Here is a 16,993-nt window from a genome sequence, read left to right as displayed (position 1 = left end):
TCCGCCGCGCCGGTCCACATCAAGCCATGCTGCCCATCTACATCGAAGGTTCGCCTGAGTTCGATTCCACCCTGTCTGCCCTGCGCACCCGCGGCACGGGCGATCTCGCGAACGTCACGCCTGCGGTGACCGAGATCATCGACAACGTGCGGCGCGGGGGCATGTCCGCCGTCCTCCGCTACATCGAGACGTTCGAGCGGAGGACGTCGAAGGCGCTCGTCCGCCATGCGGGGCCCGAGGCGGAAGGCGGCTTCGGCGGGGCCGAAGCGCTCGCGCGGCTGCCGCCGGACGTCCGCGCCGCGCTCGAGACCGCGGCTGCGAGGATCGCGCGTTACCATGAGCGACAGCGCGACGCGGGCGACCTCGGGCCCGCGGACGCCGCGGCGAACGGGCCCCCGCTGCAAGCCGGCTTCAGCTACGAGGACGAGGGCGTCCTCCTGGGCATGCGCGTACGCCCCCTGCGTCGGGTCGGCGTCTACGCGCCGGGCGGCAAGGCCCGCTACCCCTCGAGCGTGCTGATGTCGGCCATCCCCGCGCGCATCGCCGGCGTGCGTGAGATCGTCCTCGCGAGCCCGGCGGCCGACGACGCCACGCTCGCCGCGGCGCACCTCTCCGGCGTGACGACGCTGCTCGACTCGGGGGGAGCGCAGGCGATCGCGGCCATGGCGTACGGGCTCCCGGAGCTCGCGTCGGTCGACAAGATCGTGGGGCCCGGTAACGCCTATGTCGCCTGCGCGAAGCGGCTCGTCTTCGGCGACGTGTCGATCGATGGCATCACCGGGCCGAGCGAGATCCTGGCGCTCGCCGACGAGACCGCCGATCCGCGGCTCGTCGCGGCCGATCTGCTCTCGCAGGCCGAGCACGACGAGGCGTCCTACGCTCTCCTCGCGACGACCTCGGTCGAGCTGGCGGAGGCGGTCGCGCGCGAGCTCGACGCAGCGCTCCCCGAGCTCACGCGGCGCACCATCGTGCAGGCGTCGCTCTCGACGCACGCCGCTGCGCTCGTCGTCGGCTCGCGCGCTCGCCTCGCCGAGGTCGCGGATCAGCTCGCGGTCGAGCACGTCGCCTTCCACGTCACCGACGCCGAGGGGCTGTTCTCCGAGATCGGCACGCTCGGCGCGGCGCTGCTCGGCAGCCTCACCCCGGTCGCCGCGGGCGACTACCTCGCGGGGCCCTCCCACGTGCTCCCCACCGGGGGCTCGGCCCGCTTCGGATCGCCGCTCGGGGTCTACGATTTCGTGACGCGCGCCAGCCTCATCCGTTACTCGAGCGCGGCGCTGCAGGCGCAGGGCCCGACCATCGAGAAGCTGGCGCAGACCGAGGGCCTGCAGGCGCACGCCCGCGCCGTGTCGCTCCGCCTCGCGATCGCGGCCGAAGGCCCGGCAGCGAAGCGCGGCGCGCCGCGATCCTGACGCCTCGCGCTGCCGTCGAGCGCGCCGCGCCCACCGAAGCGCGGCGCCTGGACGGCGGCGTGCGCGCTTCGAGCACGCGCTAGCTCCTGCGCCTGCCTCGGCGCGCCCCGTTCCCCTCGGCGGCAGCCGCGTGATCGCCCGCCGCCCCCCAGGGCGCGCGGGCTCACTCGACGCGGAGGTAGCCCCCGTTGATCAACTTCAGCACGGACTGCGCGGTCTCCAGATCCGTCGCGGGGCTCTTGTTGAGGACCATCGCGAGGTGCCCGTGGTTGTAGACGACCTGGAGGACGTCCAGATCGACGGGCGAGAGATCGCGGAGCAGCGGCTTGAGCGGCTGGGGAATGACCAGACGCGCCGACAGATCCGGGAGCTGGTGGCGGATGTTGTTCAGCTCGTCGATCTGCCGGAGCCCCTCCATGAGGAGCTCCTGCACCGTCGCGCTGATCTCGCCGGTCATGACCCGCTCCTCGGCCGGCTCCAGATCGAACGTCCCGCCGACCCACGTCAGGATCCGGTAGACGCTCTTGAGCGGCGGGACGTCGGTCAGATCGTTGATCGTCGCAAAGGTCACGATGCCCTTGCGCAGGTAGATCTTGCCGACGTCGTCGTCGGAACGGACGACGAGGACTCCGCTCTTCTTCGATGTGCCGAAGAGCTGGAGCAGATCGGGGAGCGGGATCTCGTCGATCGACCCAGACATCGACCGGGTCTGACCGCTCCTGAGCGAGGGCTCGTCCATCCGGCGGCGCGCCGGGGGCGCGCTCGGATCGGTGGAGACGACCTTGAGGATGCTGGTGCCGATGAGCACCCGATCGCCCTCCTTCAGGGTCGTCTTCTTGATCTTCTCGCCGTTGACGAACGTGCCGTTCGTCGAGCCGAGATCCTCGATCACGATCTGCTGTTCGGTACAGGCAATCCGGGCATGGCGCCGGGAGACCATGTCCTCGACGAGGACCATGTCGAGGTCGCTGGAGCGACCCACGACGATCTCCTGCTGCTCCCCGAGGGGGAATTCGCCGCCTTGGTACTTCCCGGAGATGAAGCGCAACGCCAGTTGCCGCGTTGCCGACACCTTGGGAGCGTGGTTATCCATCGCAGGGGGAGTAGAAACCTTCGGGCGCTACGCGAGCGCCAGCAGGGGGCAAAGTCTAGTTTCACCCGGCAAAGATGGTCAAGAGATCCGGGCGGTTCTTTCAAATGAGTTGGCTCGTTCGTCCTAACGCAGCGCGCTGCCCCCGGCCCTCCCCCCTCCCCTGAGCCCCCTCGGAGGCCCGCCCGCGCGGCGCCCGAAGGGGCGCAAATGCATCCAAATCTGCGGGAAACAGGCCGCTTCACGTCGCCCGGGCGGCCGGCTTCCGGGTCTTTTTCGGCGGGGCGCCGGGCGGCCTCGGCCGCAGGGACAGCGGCCGCTCGGCCTATTGCCCTTGCTTTCAGGCCCGGCATGTTGAACGGCCTCGGCGTGAGCTACGAAGCGACGCAACGCCCCCTTGCTGCAGGTGATCCGCTCGGCACGCACCGCGTGCTCGATCCACCGGGGGCCCTGCCGCAGCCGGCAGAGCGGCTGGACGCCGACGCCTCGCGGAGCTTCGAGACCGAGCTCGTCGTCGATGTGGAGACGCTGAACATCGACGCAGCGAGCTTCCGTCAGATGGAGGATGCCTCCGGCAGCCCGGACGGCGTGGCGCGGCTCGTCCTCGAGACCGTGGCGCGCCGTGGCAAGCAGCACAACCCGGTCACCGGCTCGGGCGGCATGCTGCTCGGCGTCGTGCGCCGGGTCGGCTCGCTGGCAGCGCACCGCGGCGTCGCCGTCGGCGACCGCATCGCGACGCTCGCGTCGCTGTCGCTGACGCCGCTCTCGCTCCGCCGGATCGTCGCCGTGCGGCCCGCGTCCGCGCAGATCGACGTCGAGGGCACCGCGATCCTCTTCGCGTCGGCGCCGCTCGCGCGGATGCCGACCGACATGCCCGAGCGGCTCGCCCTCGCGCTGCTCGACGTCGCGGGCGCGGCGCCCCAGGTGGCGCGCCTCGCCGGCCCAGGCGACACCGTGGCGGTGCTCGGCGCGGGCGGGAAGTCGGGTCTCCTGTGCGCGGCCGAGGCGCGGCGCCGCGTCGGCCGCGGCGGGCGCGTGATCGGGATCGAGGCGTCTCCGGAGTTCGCCGCCGACCTGCGCGCGCTCGCGCTCTGCGACCACGTCGCGGTCGTCGACGCGCGCGACCCCCTCGCGGTGCGCGACGCCGTGCTGCCGCTCACGGGCGGCGCGGGCGCCGATCTCACGCTCTCCTGCGTGAACGTCCCCGGGGTGGAGCTCAGCGCGATCGTCGCCACGCGCGACCGCGGCAAGACGTACTTCTTCGCGATGAGCACGAGCTTCACCGCCGCCGCCCTCGGCGCCGAGGGGATCGGCAAGGACGTGGACCTCTACATCGGCAACGGCTACGCGCACGGGCACGCCGATCACACGCTCGCGCTCGTGCGCGAGCGCCCCGCGCTCGCGGGGCTCATGTCGTCGCGCTACGGCTGAGCGCACGCGGCGGCGCAGCGCGAGCGGGCGCGCGCCTCGGCGCCGCCGGAGACACCGCGGCGCCAGCTTCAGCCGGGCCGATTCTGAGCCGTCGGCTCGACCGCCGAGAGCGCCGGCGCCGGCGCGCCCAGCTTGTCGACGGCGGCCGGGAGGATCACGGCGAAGGTGCTCCCCTTCCCTTCATACGAGCGGACCTCGATGCGGCCGCCGGCGCTCTGCGCGATGCGCTGGCTGATCGACAGCCCGAGCCCCGTCCCCTTGTCCTTCGTGGTGAAGAACGGCAGGAAGATGTTCGCGAGCACCTTCTGGGAGATGCCCGGGCCGTTGTCGGTGACGTTGAGCTCGACGAACGGCTCGTCCGAGCCGGAGCCGGGCCGCGTGCCGCGGCCGAAGCGGACGCGCGTGGAGATGACCACCTTGCCCCGGCCCTTCATGGCCTGGACGGCGTTGCGGAACAGGTTCATCAGCACCTGCCGCAGCTGCTCGGGATCGATGGCGACCCGGGGGAGATCAGGGTCCAGCGTGACCTCGACCTCGAGCTGGTCGTTCCTGCGCTCGATCGAGAGCACCTGCAGGGTGCGGCGCACGATCGCGTTCACGTCGGTCGGGACGACCGAGCCCTGCGCCGGCCGCGCGAGATCGAGCACCGAGCCCACGACGCGGTCGAGCCGATCGACCTCCTCGAGGATGATCCCGATGAACTCGCGCGACGCCGGATCGATCTGCGTCTCCGGCACGGGATCGGCGAGCAGCTGCGCCGCCCCCTTGATCGCGCCGAGCGGGTTCCTGATCTCGTGCGCGAGCCCGGCCGCCATCTGGCCGAGGAGCGCGAGCCGGTCTCGCTCCTTCATCTGCGCGTAGAGGCGCGAGTTCTCCAGGACGACGCCGATCTGCGCGGCGAGCGTCTCGAGCAGGGTCAGCTCCTCGGGCGAGAACGCGTCGCGCACGCGGGTGTCCGCCACGACGAGGAGCCCGATCGGCTCGCCCTGTTCATCGCGCGCGCACAGCACCACGCCCGAGCAGAGGCTGCCGAGCACCTCGGCCGCCGCGAGCACCGCGTCCTCGGGGACCTGGGGCCGCACCTCCGTCCGCCTCGCGAAGTTGCCGTCGTCGTCCGCGTCGCTGCGGCTGCGGCGCGCCCGCCGCTCGCGCGCCTCGCGCTCGAGCTCCTCCATCGCGAGCGGCCCGCGATCGAGGCGATCGAGCAGCGCCCGCGCCGTCGCCACCTCGATCCGCTCGGGGACCCGCGGCCCGAGCGAGGTGAGGCGGTCGAAGCCCGTCCCGTCCTGATCGCGCAGGTAGAGCGCCGCCGCCGTGACCCGGCGCGACTGCTCGAGCGCGCTCATCACGATCGAGCCCATCTCCTCGACCTCGAGCGTGTGCACGAGACGACGCCGCGCCTCCGCGAGCGATCGATCCAGATCGAAGCGCTCGCGCAAGAAGAGGCGCTGGAGCTGCTCCTCGACCCGCTCCCGCAGCGGATCGAAGAGCACCAGGATCACGATCGCGGCGAGCACCGCGTTCAGGTACATCGTGTTGAAGCCGCCGATGAACGTGAGCAGGAGATAGAAGATCAGCGCGATCAGGAACGCGACCGCCGTGGCGACGAGCAGGCGCGCGAGCATCTCGTAGGCGTCGAGCAGGCGCTCGTGCCGCAGGGCCTGGGCGAGGACGAACAGGAACACGATCGAGAGCGCCGCGCCGACGGGCGGCGGCTCCGCGCCGAGGAACCAGGCGAAGTCGGCGACGCTGGCGAGCGCGGCGAGCGCGCCGATCACCACGAGGAACCGCACGCGCCGCTGCGTCGCGCGCGAGGAGCTCTGCTTGCCGCGCTGGCCGAGCGTGTACAGCCCCGCGGTGAGCAGCGCGAAGACGTAGAGGAAGATGCAGCCGCGCGTGAGCCAGTCGAGCCACGAGCCCGGCTCCCGGCTCATCAGCGCGAGGATGAACAGCGGGATGACGAGCACCCCCGCGAACCGGAGCAGGCGCGAGCGCCGGTCCCCGTCGTGGGGGATCATCGCCTCGAAGAGCTGCAGCGCGAACTGCGGGAGCAGCACGGCGAGGATCGCCGTGAAGCGCTCCCAGATGGAGGCCTGGAAGAAGCCGAAGAGCGACTGGGAGAGGTACCAGAGCCCGACGTCGGCGGCGAAGGCGGCGAAGAAGAGGTGGACGCGCCGGACGCGGCCTCGCAGCAGCGTCGAGGCCGCGATGGCGAGGGCCAGGGCCCCGCAGACCAGGGTCGTCCGTGTGCGGAGATCGATCCCGAGCGGCGCCACGCGCGAAGGCTACCGCAGCGCGCCGCGCGGCAACCCCGAAACGCGCCGGGGAGCCGTGGCGCCGGGTGCGGCGGCGCGGCGACGAAGGCGCGGCCTCGGCCCGCGGCTCAGCGCGTCCCGTCGCTCTCGGACGAGGTCTTGTCGCGGCCGTCCGTGCTCCCCTGGGCGTGCCAGGGGAGCGGCTCCGGCATGTGCGAGTCCTTCGACCGCGCGTACGTGGGCGTCCGCGAGCTCCCCTCGCCGGCGGACGGATGCGCCGCCTCGCGCAGCCGGAGCTGCGGCCGATTCGCCGGATCGACGACGGGAGCGTCGGCGTCGCGCTCGACGTTCTCCCCGTCAGCGCCCCATCCAAGCGCCTCGTCGGAGGTCATCGAATCGAGCTCGCTCCACGCGTCGCCCGCCTGCTCGTCGCGCTCCCCGGGTGCGAGCGCACACCCCGCGAGCAGCACGGGGGCGGACAGCGCAAGCGCGAGGCCCCCGGACAGCCAACCCCTCCTGCAACGTCGCATCACTTCAATCCTCCGACGTCCCGCCAAAGCCATACTGTTTCACAAGCTGGGAAAGACGTGGTCTCTTCATACCCAAGAGCACCGCGGCGCGCGTGATATTCCCGCGACTTTCGTCGAGCGCCCGGGCGATACACTCGCGCTCGATCTCGCGCTTCATGTCGCTCAGGCTGACCCCTCCTCGGACATGCGCGTACGCGAGCTCCAGCGGCGTGCGATCCATGGGCATCGACGGGGGGTGAGACTCAGGCTCCGCCCGCTCCGGCGCCGAGGAGCGGGGACCGCTCGACGGCTCGGCGGCAGGAGTAGCAGGCTGCATGCCATGCCTCGATGTCGCCGGAGCGCTCGCCGGCTCCAGGGCCTCGAGGACCCGCAGCCCCTCGACGTTCGCCGTGAAGTCCTCGAGATCGATCACCTCGCCGTCCGCGAAGATCGCCGCGGCGCGCAAGGCGTTCTCGAGCTCGCGCACGTTGCCCGGCCAGGCGTGCTGCGAGAGGGCTGAGACGGACCTGCCGGAGAGGCGCTTCGGCGCGGTGCCGCGCTCGGCGGCGATCCGCTCCAGGATCGCCGCGGCGATCACCGGCACGTCGCGCGGCCGCTGCCGGAGCGCCGGGACCTCCAGGACGACCTGCTGGAGGCGATAGTAGAGATCTTCCCGGAACTCGCCCCGGGCGACCATCGCACGCAGATCGCGGTGGGTGGCGCAGAGGATCCGGACGTTGGCGCGCAGCGGGGTGACACCCCCGACCCGCTCGAAGGTCCTGTCCTGCAGGACGCGGAGCAGCGCGACCTGCGTGCGCGGCGAGATATCGCCGATCTCGTCGAGGAACAGCGTTCCTCCCTCGGCGATCTCGAAGCGCCCGCGACGGCGCGACGCCGCCCCGGTGAACGCCCCCTTCTCGTGTCCGAACAGCTCCGAGAGCAGCAGCGTCTCGACCAGGGCGGCGCAGTTCACCTTGATCAGCGGCCCGCCCCGCCCGCTCGCCTCGTGAATCGCCTCGGCGATGAGCTCCTTGCCGGTGCCGCTCTCGCCGTGGATCAGCACGGTCGCGTCGCTCGCGCCGACCTTCTCGACCTGGTGCAGCAGGCTGAGCAGCGCGGGCGCCGTCCCCACCAGCCGCTTGATCGCGGGGACCACGGCCGACGGCCGGTGCGCGCGCGCGGCGACCCGCGCGCACCCGGTGCACGCGCTCGATCCGCACAGCTCGCAGCCCCTCGGCTCCGCCTCGGCGGCGATGCGCGCGCACACCTCCAGCCGGGCGAGCTCCGCGAAGGTCCGGCGCGCGAGGTACCTGCGCGCGATCTCGGGAGGGAGCGACGCGGCGATGCGATCGCGGAGCAGGGTCGCCGCCGCGAGGTGCGATCCCGTGGCCGCGGCGTCGTCCGGCGCGCGCGGCGGTCGACCCCCGGACGCGGAGGCGTGGTGGAGCAGCACGTGCGCCTCCAGGGCGCGCTCGCAGCCGTGGTCCTTCCGTGAGAGCGCGAGCGCCTCGGCGGCGAGCTGCCCGAACGGCTCGCCGGCGGCGCGCGCGCGCAGCGCCTCGAGCAGCGCGACCTCGGCGAGGTGGCGGTCGGACTTCGCCTCGGCGCGCGCCGCCTTGATCATCTGCGCGGCGAGCAGGAGGTCGCCGTCGTCGAGCGCGATGCGCGCCGCGACGGCGTAGCACTCGCCGAGCTTCGGGCCGGCGCCGTACGTGAAGGCGGCGCGGAGCTCTTCCCCGGCGTCGTGGGTGCGGCCGCGCTCGAGGTGGATCTGCGCCGCGACGTAGGCCACGTGCGTGATCCACACGCCGGGGATGCCAGGGCCGGAGACCTTTCGCGCGAACGCGAGCGCCTGCTCGGCCTCCTCGATGAGCCCGAGCTGGAGCCGGATCTCCGCGAGGTTCGCGATGAGGTTCACGAGCGCGACCTTGTCGCCGATCTTGCGGAAGATGCCGATCGCGCGCTCGAAGAGGCGCAAGGCCTCCGGGTACTCGTGCTTCAGGTTGGCGATGACCGCGAGGTTCGTGAGCGCGTAGCCGGTCGCCACGCGCTCGCCGCGCCGCTCGCCGTCGTCGAGCACCGCCGCGAGCATCGCGCGCGCCTCGTCGAGCCGGCCCCTGGAGAGCAGCGCGATGGCGCGGTTCAGCCGGGCGCGCAGCTCGCTCACGTGCTCACCGGCGCGCGCGGCCTCCCACGCGTCGGCCGCGAAGTGCCGCTCCGCCTCGGACCAGGCCTGCTTCGTGAGGAGCAGCTTGCCGAGGATGTTGCGCGCCTGGAGGCGCGTCATCGTCTCGCCCGCGCCGGCGAGCCCCTCCTCCGCGTGCGCCTCGGCGGCCTCGAGATCGCCCGTCTTGCAGCAGAGCTCCGCCACCTCCACGGCGCCGCGCGACCGCTCCGCGGGCGTGGCCGCGGCGGCCACCGCGCGCGAGAGCACCATCGCGGCCGTCGTCAGGTCGCCGCGCGCGCTCGTCGCGCGGCCGTGCACGAGCAGCGCGGCGAACGACTCCCCCTCGAGCATCGCCGCCGAGGAGAAGTCGATCGCGAACTCGACGTCGCCGAGCCGGAGCGCGAGCTCCGCGGCCCGGAGCAGCCGCTCGCCGGGAGGCGAGCCGGAAAGCGAGCGCATCGATCGGGCCCAGCGCCGCCAGAAATCGGCGCGCGCCGACGGCTCGCCGACCGAGGAGATCGCGAGCGTCGCCGCCGCCTCGGCGCGGTCGTCCCGGCCCAGCGAGGCGAAGAGCTCGCTCGCGCGCAAGAGGCTCCACGGATCGGACGACAGCTCCTCGAGCGCCTCGGCGACCGCGAGCACGTCCTCGGGGTCGACGCTGGCCGGGTCGACGGCCGCGCGCCGCGCCGCCACCCACCCGCGATCGTCGGCCTCGATCAGCCCGAGGGCCGCGAGCTCCTCGCCGGCGAGGGGGTGCACGACGGCCCCGGACCCCTGCTCCGCGCGTCGCGCCGCGAGCAGGCCGAGCTGCCCGGTCGGCCAGGGCCGCTGGCTCAGCGCGAGCCGATCGAGCAGCCGCTTGGCATCGCGGCTCGGCTGCTGTTGCAGGGGGCGCGGCTCGGCCGGCGCGGCCAGCACGGCCGAGCACCAGCCCTCGAGCGCGTCGAGCCGGTCGAGCTTCGCGACGACCCGGCGCTCCGCGTCCGCCGCGAACGCCTCCCAGAAGCGGTGCAGCTCGTCGGGCGACGCGATGCCGTCGATCGTGATCGCGCTCGTCCACATCCGCCTCGCGGCGTCGCTGCACACGATGACCAGCGCGGAGCTCGACCCTTCCGCGATGAGGCGGGAGACCTCCTCCAGCACGAGGCTCCCCCAGCTCGTCGGCTCCCCCTCGGAGACGAGCAGGAGCGCGCCCTGCGCGGCGGCGCTGATGCCCTGCGCGACCGCGGCCGGGTCCGCCGAGGCGACCCCGCAGCGCAGCGCAAGGTCGCGCCAGGGATCCCGATCCGCGGCATGCGCGGCCGAGATCAGCGAGCGCCCCACACCTCGAGCACGACGCGCGAGGTGGGAGCAAACCGCGTCCAGGATCGGCCGCTGTCCATGGACGTGGAGCACCCCACGCGACGCGGCTTCACGAACGCGCTCGTCGAGCGCCCGGAACCCCCCGGCATCGCTCGTCGTGGCAGAGAGAGCACAGGCTGCGGCAACAGATCCCAAGGCAACAGAAGCGTACCTCTCCGCTGGACGTCGCATCAATGGATCCCGCCGTCAGCGCATCGATAAGCGCGTGCCGTGTCAAAAGAACTTTTCAATAAAGCTGCTAAGTTCCGTCCAGGACCTGCTGAATTGCGTCGAACGCGTCCGGAGGTGCTTCGCCCAGGGCGCGGGCCAGCGGGAGCTGCGTCGCCGCGGCGGCGACGTAGAAGGGCACGAGGCGCGGCGCGAGCCGGCGGAGCGTCTCGAGGTGCCGCGCGACGCCGGCCGCGTCGCCGCGACGCACGGGCCCTGTGAGGGCGTCGGGCACGCCGAGCACCTCGACGTTGTCGGCGACCGTGCGGAGCAGCGGGCCGAGCATCTCGGCGGCGGTCTTCCGCTCGACGCCGGCGCGCTCGAGCAGGTCGACCCCGGCGGCGGCGAGCGCCGCGGCGCCGTTGGCGACGAGGCCCGCGGCGGCGTGGTAGGCAACGCGGTCGAGGCCGGAGACCGTGCGCGGCGTCATCCCGAGGCGCACCCCGAGCGAGCGCGCGGCGCGCACGGCGGCGGGATCGCCGTCGATGTGGAGGTGGCCGCGCTCGAGGAGCGGCGCGAACGCCGGCGAGGCGAACGAGATCATCGGGTGCATCTGCGCGACGGCGACGCGGCGGCCCCGCACCGCCGCGAGCGCCTCCGGGCCGAGCGCGCCGGCGCAGTGCACCACCGCGGCGTCCCTGTGGCCGACGAGCCGCCGGTCGCGCAGCGCCTCGGCGCAGGGCGCGATGTCCCGATCGCGCACGGCGAGGATCACGAGGTCCGCCTCGATGCGCTCCGCCGGCAGCCCGTCCCGCGCGGGCCGGAGCGTGACCGGCAGCCCCGCGTCGCGGATCGCGCGCGCGAGCCCGCGGCCCACCTTGCCGCCGCCGTAGATGAACACCTCCGGAACGGCGCTGTCGTCGCGAGGACCGTCGTCCCGGTGAACCGGCGACGGGCGCGTGCTGTCCATCTCGCTCACGGGCTGCTCCCGTAGAGGCCATGCGCGAGCGCATAGTCGAGCACGGCGCGCGGCACGCGCTGGCGGACGGCCTCCAGATCCCCCGCGGCGAACGCCCGGCGGATCTCGCTGCTCGAGATCTGCGGGAGCAGCACGTCCGCGGGGCGCAGGGGGTCGGGGCGCAGGTGCGGGCGAGGAGCGGCCGCCGCCGCGTCGAGGCGCTCCGCGCCGGTCGCGGCGAAGCCGGAGCGGCCGAGGACGATCGGCGGCGCGAGCTGCTCGATGCGGTCGAAGCGGTGCCACCGCGGGAGATCGAGGAGCACGTCGGCGCCGACGAGCAGGCGCATCGCCCAGTCGGGGTGCGCCGCGGCGAGGTGCTCCAGCGTGCGCAGCGTGAGGCTCTCGCCGCCGAGATCGCGCTCTACGGCCGAGACCGACACGCACGGGAGCCAGCCGAGGGCGAGGTGGCACATGGCCAGACGATGCTCGAACGGCACGAGCTCCTTGGAGAAGGGGTGGCGGTAGACGGGGACGACGAGCACCTCGTCGACCGGCGCGACGGAGATCGCGTAGGTGGCCGCGAGCACGTGCGCCACGTGAGGCGGGTTGAAGCTGCCCCCGAAGATCGCGACGCGGCGCGCCTCGGGCGCCACCCCGGGCGTCGCGACCGCGTGCGCCTCAGCCGTGCGAGCCACCTTGAACCCTCAGCTTGGGGCCGGCCGCCGACGGGCCCACGATCTCGCGCGCGGTCACCGCGCCGCTCGCGTTCATCACCTCGATCCGCACCCCGCCCTGCCCGTCGTCGAGGAGCGCCCGGCCGCCCTCCGAGCCGATCGGCCCGGGAGAGAAGAACGTCCGCGGGCCGACCTTCTTGATGAGCGGCTCGGAGCTCTTGCCGAAGACGAGGAGCGACGCTGCGACGATGTCCTCCTCGTCGAGCGCCGCCTTGTCGAACACGAAGAGCGCGACGCGCCCGTCCAGGATCTCGATCGTGCGCTGGCCCGGCGGGAGGCTCATCAGCACCTTGAGGCGCAGCCGGGCCCGCTCGGACGCCACGAACGCGTCGAGCTGCTCCGGCGTCGCGGTCGCGCAGCGCGCGGCCCGATCGAACAGGGCGCCCTCGGTGGGGTTCGCGCCGACCAGGCTCTGCGCCCAGCCCTCGACGACCCTGTCGAGGGCGTCGTCCTCGGCGACGTAGATGACCCGCTCGGCGTGGCCTTCGTCGAGCAGGTGCTGCGCGCCGCGAGCGAGCGCGGGCAGATCACCCTGTGCAGGGCCGAGGACGCCGAGGCGCATCGGTCACAGCATAGATCAGCGCGCGAAGAGGAGGGCACCTTCTCCGCGCCGCGCGCTCGCGCCGGTGGCTCCACCGCCCCTGCTCTCTTCTCCTGCGCCTCCTGCGCCGCGGTTCCTGCGCCGCGGTCGCGCCGCGGTTCCTCCCCCGCGGTTCCGTGGCCATGGCGCGCGCCCCCCCGGCGCGCGTCTGCTAGCGTCCGCCCATGTTTCGGCGAGGTCGCGCGCTCCAGCATCCGGTCACCATCACCCTCGACGGAGCGGACGTCCCGGCGGAACGGGGAGAGCCCCTGGCCGTGGCGCTGCTCGCCTCGGGGCGCGTCACGCTCGCGCGGAGCCCGAAGCTGCACCGCCCCCGGGCGCCGACCTGCCTGCGCGGAGGCTGCGACGGCTGCCTCGCGCGGGTCGACGGGGTGCCCAACGTGATGACCTGCCTGCGGCCGGCCGCCGGCGGCGAGCGCATCGAGGTGCAGAACGTGGTGGGCTCGCGGCAGGCGGACCTGCTCCGGGTGACCGACTGGTTCTTCCCGCAGGGGATCGATCACCACCACCTGATGGCCGGCGTCCCGGGGCTGTCCGGGGTCATGCAGTCGATCGCGCGCAAGCTGGCGGGGCTCGGCCGGCTGCCGAGCGCGGCGCTCCCGCCGGAGCCCGCCGCGCGGCTCGACCTGGACGCGGCGGTGATCGGCGGCGGGCCCGCCGGCGTGGCGGCGGCCTCGGCGCTCTCGGCGCGCGGCCTCCGCGTCGCGCTGATCGACGACGCGCTCGCCCCTGCCGGGTCGCTCGCCGGGGCACCGCGCCGGGCGGCGGAGCTCCTCGCGCGACACCCGCTCGACGGGGTCCGCGTGCTCTGCCAGCACGTTGCCGCCGGCGTTTACCTCGGCGAGCTCCTGGTCGCCGGCGACGCGGGCGCGACCGTGATCAGGGCGCCCGCCATGGTCTTCGCCACCGGGGCGCACGACGGCGTCGCGGCGTTCCCGAACAACGATCTGCCGGGGGTCTTCTCGGCGCGCGCGCTCTGCCGGCTGCTCGCCTGCGGCGTCGAGCCGACCGGCCCCGTCGCCATCGCGGGCGAGGGCTTCTGGGCCGACGAGCTCGCGAGCGCCCTCGTCGGCCGCGTCGCGGCGCGGATCCCGCTCGCCGCGCTCGCCGCGGTGAACGGGATCTCGCAGGTGAAGAGCGTGACGGTGCGCGACGCGCCCTTCGCCCCCGACAGCCCGACGAGCGACCTCAAGGTGGTCGCGCTCGCGGTGGACGTGCCCGCCGCGCCCTCGTTCGAGGTCGCCGCGCAGGCGGGCGCGCGCGTCGAGGTCGACCCGCGCGCGGGGTACGCCGTGAGGGTCGACGCGCGCGGCCGGGCCGGCGACGGCGTGTGGGCGCTCGGCGAGTGCACCGGCGCCGCGCTCGATCTCGACGGCATCGAGCTGGCGGCAAAGACCCTCGCCGACGACGTGCTCGCGGCGCGCAGCGCGGCCGCCTGAGCCTCCGATCCGCGGCGCGCCGCGAGCAGCCCGGCGCGGCCGCGCCGCAGGTCAGCCCTCGATGATCAGATCGAAGAGGCCGAGCCCGCCCGCGATGAACACGACGTCGAACACGCCCATGAGCGCCACGTAATCGGTGAGCTCGCCGATCGTCGCGCCGCCGAAGAGCTCCCGCGTCCCCGCGACCGCGGCGAGCAGGGTGGGCGCGAGCAGCGGGAAGAGCACGCTCGCGAGCACGAGGTCACGGGCGCGCGTGCGCACGGTCATGGCCCCGAAGAGGGTGCCGCTCGCGGCGATGCCCGGCGTCGCGGCGAGGCAGAGGAGCGCGAGCCCCGCGCCCGTCTCCGCGAGATCCACCGCGAAGAGCAGCGCCGCGACCGGGATGATGATCGCCTCGACCGCGATCACGAACACGCAGAGCCCGAGCGCCTTGCCGGCGAAGAGGGCGCTCCTCGCGATCGGCAGGACGAGCAGGCCCGCGAGCGCGCCGTCCTCGCGCTCCCGCTGCCACGTGCGGCTCAGCGCGAGCACCGACGCGAACGCCACGCTCACCCAGATGACGCCGGGCGCCACCCGCTCGACCGCGTCCTGCCCGGCGTAGAACGCGAGCGACGCGATCACCGCGACGAGCACCGCGAAGAACCCGCTCGTGGTGACGATCTCGCCCGTGGCGAGCTCGATCGCGAGGTCCTTCCGCGCGACGAGCATCGCCTGACGCACCCACCCGGGCCGGCGCCGGAGGAGCGACGCGGGGCCCGCGGGCTCCGTGGTGTCGGAGAGCACGGACTGGCTCAGAGGCTCAGGTACGTCTGGTCCTTGAGCCCCCGCTCGTAGTCGGCGAGGAGCCGCATGCCCTCCGTCGGCTTGAGGAGGTCCTGCTTGATCGCGCCGTCCACCTGGGCCTTCACCTTCCCCACGAGATCGCGGTTGTCGTACTGGGTCAGCGCCAGGACCTCATGGATCTTGTTCCCGGCGATCGTCTCCTCGATGTAGTACCCGCTGTCCTCGTCCTCATCGAGGAAGACGTGCACCTCGTTGACCCGGCCGAAGAGGTTGTGGATGTCGCCCATGATGTCCTGGTACGCGCCGGTCAGGAAGATGCCGACGTAGTACGGCTCGTCGCCCAAGATCGGGTGCAGCGGGAGCGTGTCCTTCACGTCGTTGAGATCGATGAACTTGCTCACCTTGCCGTCGGAGTCACAGGTGATGTCGACGAGCGTGCTGTCCACCGCGGGGCGCTCGTTCAGCCGGTGGATCGGCACGATCGGGAAGAGCGCGCCGAGCGCCCAGTGATCGAGCAGCGACTGGAACACCGAGAAGTTGCAGATGTACTGATCGGCGAGCTGCTTGCGGAGCTCGCCGAGATCGTCCGGCACCTCCTCCGGATCGAGCTCCGACGCGATCTTCTGCATGCTCTCGGCGATCTCCCAGAAGAGGATCTCGACCCGGGCCTTCACGTCGAGGTTGAGCAGGCCGAGCTCGAACATCTTCTGCGCCTCCTCCTTGATCTGGAGCAGGTCGTGCCACGACTCGCCGAGGTTCGGCCCGGAGATGTTGTCCTTGATGTAGAGGAGGTTCTGGATGAGCTTGTGCTCCTCGGTCTGGATGTCGATCGGCGACATCGGCGTCTTCTCGATCGAGCCGAACGCCTGGACGACCAGCACCGAGTGGTGCGCGACGATCGCGCGGCCGGACTCCGAGACGATGTTCGGGTGAGGCACCCGCTCGTCGTCGCAGATGTCCGCGATGTTGTGCACGATGTCGCGCGCGTACTCCTCGACCGAGTAGTTCATCGAGGAGTGGAAGGTCGAGCGCGAGCCGTCGTAGTCGATGGCGAGCCCGCCGCCGACGTCGATGTACTCGATGCGCTGCCCCATCTTGCGGAGCTTCGCGTAGTAGCGCGTCGCCTCGCGCACGGCGCGCTTGATGATCAGGATGTCGGGCACCTGCGAGCCGATGTGGAAATGGAGGAGCTTGAACGCGGCGCTCATCCCCGCCTCGTCCATGATCCGGATCGCCGCGAGGATCTCGGCGGTGGAGAGCCCGAACTTCGCGTTCTCCCCGCCGGAGGTCTTCCACTTGCCCGCACCCTCGGTGATCAGCCGCACCCGGAGCCCGATGATGGGCTCGACGTTCATCTCCTTGGCGACGCGGGTGATCATCCGCACCTCGGAGAGCTTCTCCGCGATGAGGATCACCTTCTTGCCGAGCTTGCGCCCGATCAGCGCCGTCCGGATGAAGTTCTCGTCCTTGTAGCCGTTGCAGACGATCAGCGACTCGGGGTCGGTATGGACCGACAGGCCGGCGAAGACCTCGGGCTTCGAGCCGACCTCGACGCCGTAGTGATAGGCCCTCCCCGCGTCGAGGATCTCCTCCACGACCTCCCGGAGCTGGTTCACCTTGATCGGGAACACGCCGCGGTACGTCCCGCGGAACTTGCTCTCGGCGATCGCCTTGTTGAAGGCCTCGTTGAGCGACCGTACCCGGTGGTGGAGCAGGTCCTGAAAGCGGATCAGGAGCGGCGTGCGGAGCCCCTGCTCGAGCGCGGCGTCCACGACGTCGCGGATCGCTATCTTGCTGCCGCGCTCCTGGAGCGGCGCGACCGTGAGGTTGCCGTCCGGGCTCACATCGAAATAACCGCGACCCCAGCGGTCGATCATGTAGAGCGACTTGGCGTCTTCCGTGGTCCAGTCGCCGGTCTCGATCTCGTGCGCGCTGCTCACAGTCGTTCTCCTTGGCGGGGCTCGCGGCGGGCGACACCCACCTTTCTGGGAGGGCCCAAGAGGGGCTTCAGGCTCATCAGGGGGACGTCAGATCGTCGGTCCGACGCTGGACGGCTGGACGCCGCGCGCTGGCGACGCGGCTCAATTACGATAGGAACGCCGGAC

General features: G+C 72.6%; 12 protein-coding genes. 3 read left to right on the top strand and 9 right to left on the bottom strand.

Going from position 1 to position 16,993, the window contains the following annotated elements:
- Window positions 1-26 precede the first annotated feature (26 nt).
- Window positions 27-1,412: a histidinol dehydrogenase gene (gene hisD, locus WMF17_RS12400; protein ID WP_437649564.1), complete on the top strand. Its 1,386-nt coding sequence runs from the start codon at window positions 27-29 to the stop codon at window positions 1,410-1,412.
- Between the two features lie 163 nt (window positions 1,413-1,575).
- Here the strand turns inward: hisD and WMF17_RS12395 are convergent, their stop codons facing one another.
- Entirely contained in the window at window positions 1,576-2,505 is a 930-nt protein-coding gene (locus WMF17_RS12395; protein WP_437602247.1) for a DUF4388 domain-containing protein, read from the bottom strand.
- A 348-nt stretch (window positions 2,506-2,853) separates the two neighbouring features.
- Between WMF17_RS12395 and WMF17_RS12390 the strand changes: the two genes are divergently transcribed.
- A complete protein-coding gene (locus WMF17_RS12390; protein WP_437602246.1) occupies window positions 2,854-3,933 on the top strand; it encodes an L-erythro-3,5-diaminohexanoate dehydrogenase in 1,080 nt (359 codons plus the stop codon).
- Between the two features lie 68 nt (window positions 3,934-4,001).
- Here the strand turns inward: WMF17_RS12390 and WMF17_RS12385 are convergent, their stop codons facing one another.
- The 6 genes from WMF17_RS12385 to WMF17_RS12360 form a co-directional block, all read right to left on the bottom strand.
- Window positions 4,002-6,209 carry an ATP-binding protein gene (locus tag WMF17_RS12385; protein ID WP_437602244.1) on the bottom strand — a complete coding sequence of 736 codons (2,208 nt, stop codon included), beginning with the start codon at window positions 6,207-6,209 and terminating at the stop codon, window positions 4,002-4,004.
- Between the two features lie 107 nt (window positions 6,210-6,316).
- Complete coding sequence (locus WMF17_RS12380) at window positions 6,317-6,718, bottom strand: hypothetical protein (protein ID WP_437649563.1); 402 nt, start codon at window positions 6,716-6,718, stop codon at window positions 6,317-6,319.
- A gap of 4 nt (window positions 6,719-6,722) precedes the next feature.
- Entirely contained in the window at window positions 6,723-10,187 is a 3,465-nt protein-coding gene (locus WMF17_RS12375) for a sigma 54-interacting transcriptional regulator (protein WP_437602242.1), read from the bottom strand.
- Between the two features lie 277 nt (window positions 10,188-10,464).
- Entirely contained in the window at window positions 10,465-11,343 is an 879-nt protein-coding gene (locus WMF17_RS12370; protein WP_437651332.1) for a DUF2520 domain-containing protein, read from the bottom strand.
- A 5-nt stretch (window positions 11,344-11,348) separates the two neighbouring features.
- Window positions 11,349-12,026 carry a nicotinate (nicotinamide) nucleotide adenylyltransferase gene (nadD, locus tag WMF17_RS12365; RefSeq protein WP_437649561.1) on the bottom strand — a complete coding sequence of 226 codons (678 nt, stop codon included), beginning with the start codon at window positions 12,024-12,026 and terminating at the stop codon, window positions 11,349-11,351.
- Complete coding sequence (locus tag WMF17_RS12360) at window positions 12,010-12,627, bottom strand: hypothetical protein (protein WP_437489990.1); 618 nt, start codon at window positions 12,625-12,627, stop codon at window positions 12,010-12,012. Before WMF17_RS12360 ends, nadD begins: the two co-directional genes overlap by 17 nt.
- A 203-nt stretch (window positions 12,628-12,830) precedes the next feature.
- Here WMF17_RS12360 and WMF17_RS12355 point away from each other — a divergent pair, with 203 nt between their 5' ends.
- A complete protein-coding gene (locus WMF17_RS12355; protein ID WP_437602240.1) occupies window positions 12,831-14,105 on the top strand; it encodes a 2Fe-2S iron-sulfur cluster-binding protein in 1,275 nt (424 codons plus the stop codon).
- A gap of 51 nt (window positions 14,106-14,156) precedes the next feature.
- Here the strand turns inward: WMF17_RS12355 and WMF17_RS12350 are convergent, their stop codons facing one another.
- Together WMF17_RS12350 and speA are read right to left on the bottom strand one after the other, a co-directional pair.
- Window positions 14,157-14,888: a heme exporter protein CcmB gene (locus tag WMF17_RS12350; RefSeq protein ID WP_437649559.1), complete on the bottom strand. Its 732-nt coding sequence runs from the start codon at window positions 14,886-14,888 to the stop codon at window positions 14,157-14,159.
- 8 nt (window positions 14,889-14,896) lie between these two features.
- Window positions 14,897-16,828, bottom strand: a complete 1,932-nt coding sequence (gene speA, locus WMF17_RS12345; protein ID WP_437602238.1) for a biosynthetic arginine decarboxylase — start codon at window positions 16,826-16,828, stop codon at window positions 14,897-14,899.
- Window positions 16,829-16,993: the final 165 nt, after the last annotated feature.

Origin of the sequence: Sorangium sp. So ce362 (assembly GCF_051519845.1) — a bacterium.
Lineage (GTDB): Bacteria > Myxococcota_A > Polyangia > Polyangiales > Polyangiaceae > Sorangium.
This window is presented reverse-complemented; position numbering and strand designations above follow the sequence as displayed.

What these genes read in the sequence shown, in the direction of transcription:
- WMF17_RS12380 (WP_437649563.1), bottom strand. Translation starts at nt 6,718, where the DNA reads ATGCGACGTTGCAGGAGGGGTTGGCTGTCCGGGGGCCTCGCGCTTGCG.
- WMF17_RS12370 (WP_437651332.1), bottom strand. Translation starts at nt 11,343, where the DNA reads ATGGACAGCACGCGCCCGTCGCCGGTTCACCGGGACGACGGTCCTCGC.
- WMF17_RS12390 (WP_437602246.1), top strand. Translation starts at nt 2,854, where the DNA reads ATGTTGAACGGCCTCGGCGTGAGCTACGAAGCGACGCAACGCCCCCTT.
- WMF17_RS12395 (WP_437602247.1), bottom strand. Translation starts at nt 2,505, where the DNA reads ATGGATAACCACGCTCCCAAGGTGTCGGCAACGCGGCAACTGGCGTTG.
- hisD (WP_437649564.1), top strand. Translation starts at nt 27, where the DNA reads ATGCTGCCCATCTACATCGAAGGTTCGCCTGAGTTCGATTCCACCCTG.
- WMF17_RS12355 (WP_437602240.1), top strand. Translation starts at nt 12,831, where the DNA reads ATGTTTCGGCGAGGTCGCGCGCTCCAGCATCCGGTCACCATCACCCTC.
- WMF17_RS12360 (WP_437489990.1), bottom strand. Translation starts at nt 12,627, where the DNA reads ATGCGCCTCGGCGTCCTCGGCCCTGCACAGGGTGATCTGCCCGCGCTC.